The sequence below is a fragment of the Streptomyces sp. NPDC047049 genome, from assembly GCF_040643995.1.
In the GTDB taxonomy this organism is placed as follows: Bacteria; Actinomycetota; Actinomycetes; order Streptomycetales; family Streptomycetaceae; genus Streptomyces; species Streptomyces mooreae.
Genome location: NZ_JBEYVM010000016.1, coordinates 108,960 through 121,611, shown reverse-complemented (window position 1 = coordinate 121,611; position 12,652 = coordinate 108,960). Strand labels below are relative to the sequence as shown.

At 71.2% G+C, this 12,652-nt stretch carries 10 protein-coding genes; all 10 read right to left on the bottom strand.

From position 1 onward, the window contains the following. Positions 1 to 63: 63 nt before the first annotated feature. Positions 64 to 1,947: an ABC transporter ATP-binding protein gene (locus tag ABZ851_RS28180; RefSeq protein WP_361133237.1), complete on the bottom strand. Its 1,884-nt coding sequence runs from the start codon at positions 1,945 to 1,947 to the stop codon at positions 64 to 66. Positions 1,948 to 2,411: 464 nt separating this feature from the next. Continuing rightward, positions 2,412 to 3,545 (bottom strand): acyl-CoA dehydrogenase family protein, encoded by a 1,134-nt coding sequence (locus ABZ851_RS28175; protein ID WP_361133088.1) that lies wholly within the window; start codon positions 3,543 to 3,545, stop codon positions 2,412 to 2,414. Positions 3,546 to 3,672: 127 nt separating this feature from the next. Continuing rightward, positions 3,673 to 4,932 carry an acyl-CoA dehydrogenase family protein gene (locus ABZ851_RS28170; protein ID WP_361133085.1) on the bottom strand — a complete coding sequence of 420 codons (1,260 nt, stop codon included), beginning with the start codon at positions 4,930 to 4,932 and terminating at the stop codon, positions 3,673 to 3,675. After that, entirely contained in the window at positions 4,929 to 6,479 is a 1,551-nt protein-coding gene (locus ABZ851_RS28165) for an AMP-binding protein (protein ID WP_361133082.1), read from the bottom strand. Before ABZ851_RS28165 ends, ABZ851_RS28170 begins: the two co-directional genes overlap by 4 nt. Next, positions 6,472 to 7,002, bottom strand: coding sequence for a winged helix-turn-helix domain-containing protein (locus tag ABZ851_RS28160; RefSeq protein ID WP_336054429.1), 531 nt, complete (start codon positions 7,000 to 7,002; stop codon positions 6,472 to 6,474). The genes ABZ851_RS28165 and ABZ851_RS28160 overlap by 8 nt, the downstream gene beginning before the upstream one ends. 102 nt (positions 7,003 to 7,104) lie before the next feature. Further along, the gene (locus ABZ851_RS28155) at positions 7,105 to 7,626 is read right to left on the bottom strand and encodes a gamma carbonic anhydrase family protein (RefSeq protein ID WP_361133078.1); all 522 of its coding nucleotides are present in this window, start codon (positions 7,624 to 7,626) and stop codon (positions 7,105 to 7,107) included. A 135-nt stretch (positions 7,627 to 7,761) separates the two neighbouring features. Continuing rightward, positions 7,762 to 8,220 carry a MaoC/PaaZ C-terminal domain-containing protein gene (locus ABZ851_RS28150; RefSeq protein WP_088796419.1) on the bottom strand — a complete coding sequence of 153 codons (459 nt, stop codon included), beginning with the start codon at positions 8,218 to 8,220 and terminating at the stop codon, positions 7,762 to 7,764. After that, positions 8,217 to 9,455: an MFS transporter gene (locus ABZ851_RS28145; protein ID WP_361133075.1), complete on the bottom strand. Its 1,239-nt coding sequence runs from the start codon at positions 9,453 to 9,455 to the stop codon at positions 8,217 to 8,219. Before ABZ851_RS28145 ends, ABZ851_RS28150 begins: the two co-directional genes overlap by 4 nt. 139 nt (positions 9,456 to 9,594) lie before the next feature. Beyond that, positions 9,595 to 10,782 carry an amidohydrolase family protein gene (locus tag ABZ851_RS28140; RefSeq protein ID WP_361133072.1) on the bottom strand — a complete coding sequence of 396 codons (1,188 nt, stop codon included), beginning with the start codon at positions 10,780 to 10,782 and terminating at the stop codon, positions 9,595 to 9,597. Further along, a complete protein-coding gene (locus ABZ851_RS28135; protein ID WP_361133069.1) occupies positions 10,776 to 12,146 on the bottom strand; it encodes an aminotransferase class I/II-fold pyridoxal phosphate-dependent enzyme in 1,371 nt (456 codons plus the stop codon). The genes ABZ851_RS28140 and ABZ851_RS28135 overlap by 7 nt, the downstream gene beginning before the upstream one ends. Positions 12,147 to 12,652: the final 506 nt, after the last annotated feature.

Sequence of the window (12,652 nt, the reverse complement as noted above, 5' to 3'; positions counted from 1 at the left end):
GGCCTCGCCGGCCGTGAGTTGCGGCCCCCGGCATGCGGTGGCGCAAGCCGGGGCCGATGATGCCTACCGGTCCTTGGCCAGGGCTACCAGTTCGGCGAACAGGCCGCCGGCATGGAGCAGGTCGTCGTAGGTGCCGTCCTCGATGACGCGGCCGTGCTCCATGACGATGATCCGGTCGGCGAGACGTGTGTTCTCGAGCTGGTGGGTCACGACGATCGTCATGCACGCGGCGGCCAACCGCTTGATCTCCAGGAAGATCTGGTGCTCACCGCGGGCGTCCATCTGTGAGGTCGGCTCGTCCAGGATCAGCAGCGGAGTCTGCCGGTACAGCGCGCGGGCGCACACCAGACGCTGCCACTGCCCGCCCGAGAGTTCCACGCCTCCGTACAGCTCCCGGGCCAGGAGGGAGTCGAGCCGGTTCGGCAGTTCCTCGATGGTGTCACGCATGCCGACGGCGTCGACGGCCTTCCACACCAGGTCGTCGTCCCATGTCTTGGGCTGGCCGAGCGTGATGTTCTCGCGGACCCGCAGCGGCCAGGTGGCGAAGTTCTGCGGTACGAGCGCGGTCCGCTTCCACACGGCGTCGGCATCGGCCCGGGCCAGGTCGGTGCCGTCCCACAGGACGCGGCCTTTGTCGGCGAGGAGGATGCCGGTGATGAGCTTGGTGAGCGTGGACTTGCCGGAGCCGTTCTCTCCGACGACGGCCAGGATCTCGCCCCGTCGCAGACGCAGGGAGACGCCGTCGACGGCGGGCTGTTCCTTGCCCGGGTACCGGTAGACGACGTCGTCGAGCCGGATCTCGTGCACCTCCTCCGGGATCGTCAGCGCACCCCGCGCGAGGGCGCGCTCGGTGGCGATGGTGAGGAAGGCGCGCATGTCGGAGAGGTAGAGCGAGGTGTGGAACATGGCGGCGCCCTGGATGACGACCTGGGAGAGCGCGGCGAGGGCGGTCTGGACGGCGACGAGGGCGGTGGCGGCGACCGGAAGGGGGACGCGGCCGGTGGCGGCCAGCCAGGCGAGGGTGGCCCAGGTGCCCATCAGGAAGACGCCGCCGAGGGCACCGGCGGTCAGGTCGATGCGGAGCCGTCGTGGGGCGGAGCCCAGGGTGCGCTGGTCGATGCGCTCGGACAGGGCCCGGTACCAGTACAGGAGGTAGCCGGTCATGCCGTTGGCGCGGACCTCGTCGCCGTGCCGGGGCAGGGTGGCCCACCAGCGCATCATGCCGCGTACGTTGCGGTCGCCGATGTTCAGGTAGTGCGTCTCGTAGTCCACGCGGGCCCGCAGGATCGCGCCGGTCCCGGCCGGGAGCACGGCGAGCAGGAGGACCGGGAGCATCATCCAGTGCAGCACGGTGATGACGCCGCCCGCGGCGACCATCCGGACGACGGCAGCCATGAGCCGCTGCGCGTCGTCGACCATGGTGGCGGTGCGGACGGTGCCGATCTCGGCGGCTTCCTGCCGGTCGGAGAATCCGTCCTCGCTGTAGGCCGCGGCCTCGACCCGGCAGGTGGCGGCGACCAGCGCCACATCGGCCTCGGTCATCAGCCGGGGGGTGATGCGGCTGGAGGCGTAGGAGGCGAGGGCTGAGCTGATGCGTCCCGTGCCGGCCGCGAGGGCCAGCACGATCAGAGCGGGCAGGGCGTCGTGCAGGCGTGCGGAGACGGGGGCGGCTGCGAGCAGATGCGTCATGGCCTTCGCGGTGAAGGCGAGCAGGACGGCGGCCGCGGCGCCGGTGAGGATCTGGCAGAGCACGAGGAGCAGGACGGCGGCCCGGTCCACGGCCCAGGCCATCCGTACGGTGGCGCCGAGAACGGCGGGAAGGCGGCTGCCCATCTTGAGGAAACCGGCCTCCGCCAGCGGGTTCTTGCCGAACTCGCCCTCGAACTCGATGGCCGCCGGGGGTGGCGGGGGAGGCGTCTCCTCGTGGGCGGTCAAGGCGTCGGTCACAGTCACCTGCGTCCCTCCTGGGGCCGGTGCCGCACCTGGATGGTTCGGCAGTGCACGGCCTAACGACGCCCACGGAGAATCGAACGCGCGCGATTCCGGACGCGTGCGAGCCCTGGCGCGGCAAGGGCTCGAACGCGTGGGCGCCTTGCTGGGGCGGCCCTCAGGTGGTGGGGCTTGGCCGAATCGCCGCTGTCCGTAACGCATGGGGCGCGTGAGGATTGCGACGCCGGGGGCCGGCGGGGGCCGGCGGCGGCCGCCGGGGTCGACCTGGGCCAGGCGGGCCCGTGCATGCGCTTAACGGGTTCGGTTCCGGACGCCATGCCTCACCCGGAACCGCTCGTGGTCGTTCCAAGGGCAGTACGAGAAGTGTGGGGTGTACCGGCCGGATCGGCCCCTCGCCGCGGTCACCCGGCGGACCGCGGCGCGCACGGTCCGCCCGGACCGTGGCCGGTACGCCACCCCGGCTACAGCCCCAACGCCTCGGCCACGCGGCCCGTGTGATGGTCGGCGTCGCCGAACGCCAGGGCCGACGCCGTGGCGTGGCGGGTGAAGAAGGGGAGGTCGTGTTCGGCCGTGAAGCCGATCGCTCCATGGACCTGGTGGGCCAGTGCGCACACCCGCTCGTAGCCCTCGCTGCCCCATGCCTTGGCCTGTGAGACCTCGAGCGCGGCAGGGAGTTCCCGGGTGAGCCGCCAAGCGGCCTCGTACGCGCTCACGCGTGCGCCGAGGACGTCCACGGCCATGTCCGCGCAGTGCTGCTGGATCGCCTGGAAGCTGCCGATGGGGCGGCCGAACTGCTCGCGGGTCTTGGCGTACGTCACCGTCATGTCGAGCACGCCCTGTGCTCCGCCGGCCATCTCGGCGCAGGTCGCCACGGTGCCCAGCGCGGCGGCCGTTTCGGCCACGGCGCCGCCGCCTCCCACCGCGCCGACCACCCGGGCCGCGGGGACGACGGCACCGGTGAAGTCCACGCGGTATTCAGGGGTGTTGCCGACGACCGCGAGACGGTGCCGGCGCAGGCCCGGGGTGGCCGCCTCCACCAGCAGCGCCGTCAGTTCTGTGTGGTCGCCGGTCTGCGCCATGACCAGCATCGCGTCGGCGGTTTCGGCGTACGGGACGAACAGAGCGGTCCCGTCGAGGCGGAACCCCTCCCGGCCCGCCGGGGTCGCGCGAAGAGTCGAGCCGGCCGTGCCCCAGCGGCCGTGCGGGGCCGCGCGGGCGTACGTCAGCGTGCGGCCCTCCACCACCGCGCCCAGCCACTCGGCGCACAGCTCCGCGCCGGCGTGCCGGGCGAGCGGAAGCGCCGCGCAGGCCACGGTGGGCAGGAGGGGGCTGGGTATCTGGTGCCGGCCGAGCTCCTCGCACAGCAGGCAGAGGCCGATGACGCCGGCGCCCAGGCCGCCGTGTTCCTCGGGCAGTGCGAGCGCGGGCCAGCCGAGTTCGGTCATCTCCTTCCACAGTGCCGTCGAGTGGCCTTCGGGCTCCTCGCGCACCGCCCGCGCACCGGCCGTCATACGCCGGGCGGTCAGCAGCTCGGCTGCCGCCGTCCGGATGTGCCGCTGGTCCTCGGTGAACGGCAGGTCCATCGATGGGTCCATCGCTTCTCCGATGTCAGGGGGTCAGGGGTGGGTGGTGGGGGCGTGATGGCCGTGATGGGGTGTCAGGGATACGCGCCCGGTGCGGGTGCGGGAGTCGAAGCCGGTGGCTGTGCCGGTGCGGGCCGGGTCAGGAGCGGGGCAGGCCCAGCCCGCGGGTCGCGATGACTCTTCGCTGGATCTCCGTGGTACCGCCGAGCAGCGTGGCGGCCACCGCGTCGAAGCGCATATGGGCGAACGCGGCGTCCATCGGCGCCCCGTCGCGCTGCCACAGTTGCGCGTACGGACCGAAGGCCTTCGCGCCGGTGCGGGCGAGCCGTTGGTGCAGTTCGGCGCCCAGCAACTGGCTGACCGATGCCTCGTAGCCGGGGACGGCGCCGGCGGCCTGGCGGGAGACGGTCAGGCGCGCCACCGCGTACTGGACGCGCAGCTCGATATGGCGTCGGGCGATCTCGTGGCGCAGGACGGCGGTGTCCGCGCGGCGGACGTCCTGTCCCTGCTCCGAGCGCAGGCAGTCGATCAGCCCCTGCAGCACCCGCTCGAACTTGACGGTGGCGCCGATGCCCGCGCGTTCGAAGCCGAGCGCCGCCATCGCCACGTACCAGCCCCGGTTCTCCGCGCCGACCCGGTTGGCCACCGGTACGCGCACGTCGTCGAAGTAGATCTCGGCAAAGGGAGCGGCACCCCGCATGTCGCGGAGCGGGCGGATGGTGACGCCGGGGCTGGCCGCGTCGATGAGCAGGAAGCTGATGCCCGTGTGCCGGGGCGCGTGCGGGTCGGTACGGACCAGGACGAACAGCCAGTCGGCGTGCTGGGCCGACGAGGCCCACACCTTCTGCCCGTTGACGCGGTACACCTCGGCGTCGGCCCCCTCGCCCCCATCGGCCGGCTCGCGGACCGCAGTCGTCCGCAGCGCCGCCAGGTCGGAGCCGGCGTCGGGCTCCGAGAAGCCCTGGGCCCACACCGTCTCGCCGCGCGCGATGCCGGGCAGGTGCGCGTCCAGCTGTTCCTCGGTGCCGTATTCCACGAGCGTCGGACCGAGCAGCATCGCCCCGATGCCGTTCACGGTGGGGACTTCGGCGCGCATCATCTCCTCCCGGAGGATGAACTCCTGCATCGGGGCCAACCCGGCACCGCCGTACGCGACGGGCAGGTGCGGGGCGATCCAGCCACGTTCGGCGAGGGCGGCCGCCCAGGCGCGGGCGCCGGTGCGACGTTCGGGGTCCCCGGAGCGCCGGTCGGCCGGCCAGTCGTACCCCCAGACGTCCTCGGGCTCCAGACTGTGTTCGGCCTCCGGGTCCGGCCGGTAGCCGGCGGGGAAACGGTCCCGGATGAAGGCGCGTACCTCCTGCCGGAATTCCCGTTCCCGGGCGGTCTCCTCCCAGTTCACTGCGCAACCCCCTCCCGGAGCAGGTGTTTGGCGACCTTGTCGGTGGGGGTGCGCGGCAGTTCGTCCAGGAACTCCACGTAGCGGGGCACCATGTGCCGGGGGAGCTGCTTGCGGCAGAACTCCACGAGTTCGTCGGCGTCCAGGCCGGAGCCGGCCCGCTCGACGACGAACAGCTTCACGTCCTCCTCCTCCAGCTCCGACGGCACGCCGACGGCCGCGCACTCGAGTACGGCCGGATGCAGATTGACCTCGCACTCCAGGTCGAAGGCGGAGATGTTCTCGCCGCGGCGGCGGATGGCGTCCTTCATCCGGTCCAGGAAGTAGAAGTAGCCGTCGCTGTCGCGCCACACCCGGTCACCGGTGTGGAACCACATGTTGCGGAACGTGTGGGCGGTGGCGTCCGGATCGCCGTAGTACCCGCTGGTGATGATGGACGGCTGCTTGGGGCGCAGGACCAGTTCGCCCGGCTCTCCGGGGCCGACCTGCCGGTCCAGTTCGTCCACGACGCCGGCCTCGAAGCGCTCGTGGTGCGCCTGCCCGCAGGAGCCGAGGCGCCACTGGCCGTACGGGCTGCCGGTCGCGATGCCCGCCTCGGTGCTGGTGTAGCACTCGGCGGAACGGACCCCGAACCTGTCGTGGAGCGGTTTGTCGAGCGCCGATTTCCCCATGTAGAAGACTTCCAGCGGATGGTTCTTGTCGTGCTCGGTCGGCTCCTGGTTGAGCAGCATGGGGATCATGGAGAAGACGCTCAGTGCCACCTGCGCGTCGAAGTGCCGTACGTCGTCCCAGAACCGCGACACGTGGAACCGGTCGGCGATGGCGAGGATGCTTCCGGAGAGCAGTGCGGACAGGGCCCCGTCCCACAGGCCCGCGGCGTGGAAGAGGGGCAGCGGGCAGTAGGCCGTCTTGCCCCAGCGGTCCAGAAAGTCCAGCGAGTCCAGGGCACAGGTCAGGGCGAGCGAGTGGGAGACCATGGCGCCCTTGGACGGGCCCGTGGTCCCCGAGGTGTACATGATCGCCTGGAGGTCGCAGAACGCCACATCGGCGCGCGGGGTGTCGGCACCGTAGGACAGCAGACCGGACAGGGCGACCGCCGGCTTGCCCAGCGCGGCGGACGGTGCCAGGGAGGCGTCGTGGGTCCGCACGATGACATGGGCCAGACTGGGCAGGCAGGGTGTGAGCGCGGGCAGTTCCTCGGCGTACCGGGCGTCGATGACGAGGTAGCGGGAGCGGGAACCGGCGAGGGCGCGGCGCAGGAGGTTGCCGCACAGGGCCGTGTTCACCGGGACCGCCACCGCGCCGAGTCTGCTCAACGCGAAGACGGTGTAGAGGAGTTCGGGGCAGTTGGGCAGCATCACCGCGACATGGTCGCCGCGGCTGACACCGAGCGCCGCGAGGCCCTGGGCCACCCGGTTGGTCATGTGGTGCACGTGCCCGAAGCTGAGGTCGCCCTCGCGGAATCTCAGAAACGTCTCGTCGCGGTGGCTCTCGGCCCGCAGGCTGAGAACGTCCCCGACAGTCATCGACTCCAGTGCGATGTCACGCATCCGTGCCTCCGTCGTGCCCGCAGGCGGTGAGGGTGTAGCCGCGTCCCCAGGCGGTGCGGATCTCGAGCCGTAAGGGGGTGATCCGGCGGCGGATTCTCATGATGTGGAGATCGAGGGCGTTGCGGCTGGCGTGGGGGTTGCCTTGGCACAGCCGCTTCCGGAGGGATTCGCGCGGCACCACCTCGCCGAAGTTGACGGTCAGCAGCCGGACCAGTTCCGCCTCGGTCGGTGAGACGGTCACGGTGCGGGAACCGTGGCGGACGACGCCGTTGGGATCGACCTGCGGAGCGCAGTAACCGAGGTTGCGGGCCTGGAGCGCGGCGATCCGTGCCTGGATGTCCTCGTTCCTGGTGGGCAGCCGTATCCAGTCCTCACGGACGTCGGCACACACGGGGGCCTCGGTGCCGTCGTCGATGACCAGCAGTCTCAGGTGGCCGGATTCCCGCCACCACTCCCGTTTGTGCGCTTCCCGTGGCCAGCGGATGATCTTTACGCAGGGTTGGCAGCCGGCATTGTTCAACATCGCTCTCCCTCGGCCTGCTGCGCGTGTCCGGGACCGGCGCGGTGGCCCTCGGGCACCGCGGTGCAAAGCGTCGTCACCGGCTTGTCCGTCGCCGTCATGCGGCTACACCACCCTGCGCAAAGAGGCGCGGAAGCGCTGCGCGGACTTGACGTAGTCCTCGACGATGTCCGCGACGGTCTCCATGGGGAACATCGTGTTCTCGCGGTTCTTCGCCGGCACGCCGAGGGCGATCCGGCCCGTCGGCACATGGCCGTCGAAGGTGATGACCGCACCCGCCGCGACCATCGCGCCCGACTCGATCACGGACGAGTTGAGGACGATCGCGCCGGAGGCGATGAGACACCCGTCGCCGATCCATGCGCCCTCGATGTGCACACAGTGCCCGACGACCGTGCCCGCGCCGATGACGGCGGGCGTCTCCGGGGCGGCGTGGATGACGCTGCCGTCCTGGATGTTGGTCCGCGCACCCACTTCGACGTGACCGTCGTCGCCGCGCAGTACCGCTTGCGGCCATACGGACGCGTGGGCGCCCACGCGCACATCGCCGATCACCGTCGCGTCGGGATGGACATAGGCATCGGGATGGATCCGGGGCTCGACATCGCCCAGGGCATAAATGGGCATGCTTGAACGCTCCTTTCTGTCCGGGGACGAGAGAGGGAGGAGGAACGAACGGAGGAGTGGAGGAGGAAGAGTGGGGGGTGGGGGAGTGGGGGAGGAGGAGTGGGAGGGTGCGGTGAGGCGCCGGGTGGCGGCGCGTCAGCCGTAGATCCGGTACACGATCTCCGCGACACACGCCGGTTTGGGCTCGCCCTCGACTTCGACGGTGGCGCTCACCAGCATCTCCATGGCCCCGCCGCGGACCTCGGTCACCGTGCCGACCTCGGCGTGCAGCCGCACCAGCGCGCCGACCGGCACCGGGCTCGGCAGCCGGACCCGGTTCACGCCGTAGATCACATTCATCCGGATCTCCTGGAACTCCAGCAGCCGGTCGACGAGCGTGCCCACCAGACCCAGGGTGTGGAACCCGTCCGCGACGGGTCCGCCCAGCGGGGGGCCGGAGCCCTCCTCGTCGGCGTGGTCGGCGTGTGTGTGCCCGTGGGTGGCGTGGGCGAAGGCCGACGCATGCTCCTGGTGGACCGGCACCCAGGGCGTGCGGCCCAGGTCCGATCCCGCGAGCTCGGCCACCTCGGCGAGACCGCGCACCGTGGTCGTCATCGGGTCTCCTGTGCTTCGTGTCGAGATGACGGAGAGGCAGAAGGCGCTGTGTAGCTGCGCGTGGGCAGGGAGGTGGCGGTGCGGGGTTCGGGCAGACGCCAGGCCAGGGCGGCCGGCACGAGGAGGATGCCGATCAGCGTGGCGAGCACGGCGCGGATGCCCCAGGCGTCGGCGAGCATGCCGAACACCGGCGACAGGAGCCCGCCCGCCGAGAGGGTGACGCCCAGCGTCAGTCCGCTCGCCGTGCCGATGCGGGTGGGCAGGTAGTCCTGTGCCAGCGTGACCTGTGCGGCGAACGGCACGAACAGGACCGTGCCGTAGAGGAAGGCGCAGACGAGCACCCCGGCGATCTGCGGCATGAGCACCACGCCGGCGACGGCGAGGGCGGAGATGAGATAGCCGTAGCGCAGGGCGGCCAGGCGGCCCCAGCGCTCGGCGCTCCACCCGCCTGCCAGCGTGCCGACGACGCCGCCCGCGGTGAACGCGGTGAGGGTCGCCGAGCCGGTGGCCGCAGAGACGCCGAATCGGCTGATCACGTACAGCGCGGCGAGCGACCCCATGACGACGTAGGGAATCGACCAGAACACCGAGATGACGGAGAGCGTGCCGAAGGCCCGCCAGTTGTCCGAGTGGCCGGCCTGCGCCGCCTTGCCGTCAACACCCTTTGTGCGCGATGGCGTTGTGGTGGTGACCTGCCAGGAGCGCCGGGCCACCAGGCAGACCGCGCCCATCACGACGGCGGGCACGGTGAGCAGCCAGGTGCTGGAGACACCCCCGCCGTTGATCACCACGGACACGAAGAGCGGAGCGAGGGCGACGCCGATATTGCCGCCGACGGCGAAGACGCTCATCGACCGTGCGTCGCCGCCGCCGAGGGTGCGTGCCGCCATCGCGCCCGCCGGGTGGAAGGCGGCCAGCCCGATGCCGGCGAGCGCGACCGCGATCCACGTCCACACATACGCGTTGCCCAGGCCGGACAGGCCCACCCCGACTCCCGCGGTGACCATTCCGGCCGGCACCAGCCAGCCCATCGGCCGACGGTCGGCCAGCAGCCCGACCAGTGGCTGTATCAGGCTGGACAGTCCGGTGGCGGCCAGCGTGATCCCGGTGATCAGGGTGTAGCTGTAACCACGTCCGGCCTGGAGGAACGGCAGCAACGCGGGGATCGCGCCCTGGTACATGTCGTTGACCCCATGGGCCACGGTGAGCAGCCCCAGGTCTCTCTTGTTCTTCATACGTCCCCCGTTGGGTGGTGGATGGTTCTCCGGGGCTCCGGTCCCGGATCGACGCCGCGTCAGGACCGCCCCTCCCGGGGCCCCGCGCGGCGTACGGTTCGCCTCTCTGGTCACGACGAGGCGACGGCGGCTCTCCTCGTCACGACGAGGCGTACGGCTCGCCTCTGGCCAGGACGAGGCGTACGGCGCGCAGGGCCGACAGGTCGGCGCGCGGATCCCCGTCCACGATCACGAGGTCGGCGTCGAGTCCCGGTGCGATGCGCCCGGTGATGCCGGACAGGCCCAGGGCCCGCGCGGAGCCGACGGTGGCCAGCTCGATCACGCGCTCGGCCGGGAAGCCGAGCCAGGCATAGAGCTCCAGCATGCTGAGGTAGTCGTGGAACGCGGCCTGCGGGATGCCCGCGTCGGTGCCGGTGATCAGCGGCACACCGAGGCTGTCGAGCCAGCTGAGCCGGTCGTAGAAGGCACGGGTGGCGGCCTCCCCGTCCCGCTCCAGTTTGGTCCGCCAGTCGTAGCCGCACAGGGAACCGCAGACCGCGATCCCCTGTGCGGCCATGGTTTCGGCGACCTCGGTGCGGCGGTCAACCCCGTCGGGGCCGTCCAGCCACAGGCAGTGTTCGACGGTGTGCACACCGGCGGCCACGGCCGAGGCGATGGCGGCCGCACCGTGTGCATGGGCGGCGACCGGGAGTCCGTAGCGGCGCGCCTCCTCGACGGCCACGGAGAGCTGTTCGGTGGAGAACTGGGATTCCCACATCGCCGCGCCGCCTTCGGTGATGTGTCCGCCGCTGGCCATCACCTTGATCACATCGGCTCCGGCCTCGGCGTTGCGCCGTACCATCGCCCGCAGTTGGGCCTCGTCCGCGACCTCGCCACCGAGGAACCAGCAATGGCCGCCCGGCGGGGTCAGCGGGGAACCCGCGGCGAGAATCCGTGGGCCGCGTACCCGGCCCACGGTGATGGCCTCACGCAGCCGCACCGCGGCGGCCCCACGGTCCCCGAGGTCCCGGACCGTGGTCACACCGCAGCCCAGCAGTTGCCCGGCCCGCTCGGCCATGGCGTCCAGGAGCGTCGGCCCGTCGCTCTCCAGCAGTGCCGTGAACGGTTCGGGGCCGGCGTCGAAGCTCAGGTGCACATGGCCGTCGATCATGCCCGGCAGCAGCGTCGCGCCGGGGAAGTCCTGCCGTGCCACGTCCGGCGGGGCCTGGGCCTCGACGGCTGGGCGCGGACCGGCCGCGGCGATCTTCCCGTCCCTGACCAGTACGGCCGCGTCCGTGGTGCGTTCGCCCACCGGGCCGTGCAGCAACTCGCCCACCGTGATCAGCATGCGAGCTCCTCGGACACGGCGCCGGATACGACGCTCCCGCGAGGACCGCCGGGTAAGTGCGGGGCAGCCGGTAAGTGCGCACGAGTGGGTAGGTGCGCGGCAGCGGGCAGGCGCGGCAGGGCGGGTAAGGGCGGAACGGTCCCTGCGTCGGCTTCCGCGCAGCGCACCAGGCGCTCGAGAAGCTGATCGAGCACGGGCCCGGACGTGGCGAAGTTGAGGCGTACGAAGCCGTCGCCGCCCGGACCGAAACCGGGCCCGGGGCTGAGGTCGATGTCACCGCGCGCGCGGAAACGGGCCGCCGGGTCCTCGCCCCACCCCAGCGCACGGCAGTCGAGCCAGGCGAGGTAGGAGCCCTCGGGCGGATGGTGGCCGATCTGGGGCAGCCGGCCGGCCAGTGTGGCGGCGAGCCGGTCGCGGACGACGGCCAGATGCTGCCGTACGGCCGTCAGCCAGGCGTCTCCCTCCGTCCAGGCCAGCAACGAGGCATGGACGCCCAGGGCGTTGAGGGCGCCGTACAACTCGACGGGCTGTTCGTCCACCGCCGCGCGCAGCCGGGCCGGGCCCAGGTGGCCCACCGCACAGCGGGCCCCGGCGAGGTTGAAGGCCTTGGTCGCGGAGGTGAGCGTGACCGTGCGGCGCTCGATCTCGGGCCCCAGGGAGGCGAACGGGATGTGGCGGTGCGGGGCGTGGGTCAGATCGGCGTGGATCTCATCGGAGATGACGAGCAGATCGTGACGCTCGGCGAGTTCGGCCAGTTCCGTCAGCTCGGACCGGCGGAAGACCCGGCCCGTGGGGTTGTGCGGGTTGACCAGCACCAGGGCACGGCAACCGCTCTCCACCACGGCCCGCACGAGCATGTCGGGGTCCCAGCCCCAGCCTTGGAGACTCTCGCGCAGGGGAATCGGGACCAGCCGCCGCCCCATCCGGGCGAGGCCGTCGCGGAACGGCCCGTAGAGGGGAGTGTGCACGGCCACCGCGTCACCGGGCTCGGTGCCCAGGTGGAGCGCGAGGTGGACGCCCTGCGTGACGGTCGCGAACTCCCTGACCGCTTCGGGCCGCGGACGCCAGCCGTAACGCTTCGCCATACGCTCGGCGAAGGCCTCCCGCAGGGGACTGCCGTCCGGCCAATACGGATAGCCGAGCATCCCCTCGGCAAGAAAACGCCGCAGCCCTTCCCGTATCGGCTCCGCCACCGGGAAGTCCATCTCGGCCAGTCCGGCGGGCAGGACACCCGCGGCCACCTGCCGCCACTTCTTCAGCCCGGAACCGGAGCGGAGTACTCCCGGGTCCACCTCGTTGAAATCGGCCAACCGGGATAATCCGGCCTCCGGCGCATCGGACACACCGGCCTTGCTCGCTTTCATGGCTCCCTCCCCCGTCCGTGCCTGTGCGCACGGCCTTGCCCTCCGGCGCGTGACCGCGCCGAATATGCGATGGCCCCTTCAGACCCTTGGTTGAATTCTGTATAGATGAATTGAGCTTCAGGAATTTCGCGTACGCCGGTCGTCTTCGCGTACCTCGGTCGCCGCAGACGCTAATCGAATGCCGAGGGTCAACACTGGGAATCTTGCAGGAATCTGTCAAGGGCAAACAGAACTTTCACCCCTGACACCGCCGGTCGCGGGCGCGGGCGTCTGGGCCGGCCCGGACGGCGCGTCGCCGGGCCCGCCGCGGCACGCTGGGCCAGGACGCCGGCCATTTTGGGCGGGTGAAATCACGATGAACCGCGGTGAATCGAAGAACGTACCCTGAGGAATTGAGAGATGGCGATATGAAGTAGGTCGAAGACGGCAAATTCCGGGGAACTCCGGAAAGTGGGAAGTGTCTGAAACGCGACGGAGGGCACGACTGCGCTCGCCTCGACCCGGCC

Excerpts from the sequence above, each read along its gene's own strand:
- ABZ851_RS28175 (WP_361133088.1), bottom strand. The coding sequence starts at position 3,545 with ATGGACCCATCGATGGACCTGCCGTTCACCGAGGACCAGCGGCACATC.
- ABZ851_RS28135 (WP_361133069.1), bottom strand. The coding sequence starts at position 12,146 with ATGAAAGCGAGCAAGGCCGGTGTGTCCGATGCGCCGGAGGCCGGATTA.
- ABZ851_RS28150 (WP_088796419.1), bottom strand. The coding sequence starts at position 8,220 with ATGACGACCACGGTGCGCGGTCTCGCCGAGGTGGCCGAGCTCGCGGGA.
- ABZ851_RS28140 (WP_361133072.1), bottom strand. The coding sequence starts at position 10,782 with ATGCTGATCACGGTGGGCGAGTTGCTGCACGGCCCGGTGGGCGAACGC.
- ABZ851_RS28145 (WP_361133075.1), bottom strand. The coding sequence starts at position 9,455 with ATGAAGAACAAGAGAGACCTGGGGCTGCTCACCGTGGCCCATGGGGTC.
- ABZ851_RS28160 (WP_336054429.1), bottom strand. The coding sequence starts at position 7,002 with ATGTTGAACAATGCCGGCTGCCAACCCTGCGTAAAGATCATCCGCTGG.
- ABZ851_RS28155 (WP_361133078.1), bottom strand. The coding sequence starts at position 7,626 with ATGCCCATTTATGCCCTGGGCGATGTCGAGCCCCGGATCCATCCCGAT.
- ABZ851_RS28165 (WP_361133082.1), bottom strand. The coding sequence starts at position 6,479 with ATGCGTGACATCGCACTGGAGTCGATGACTGTCGGGGACGTTCTCAGC.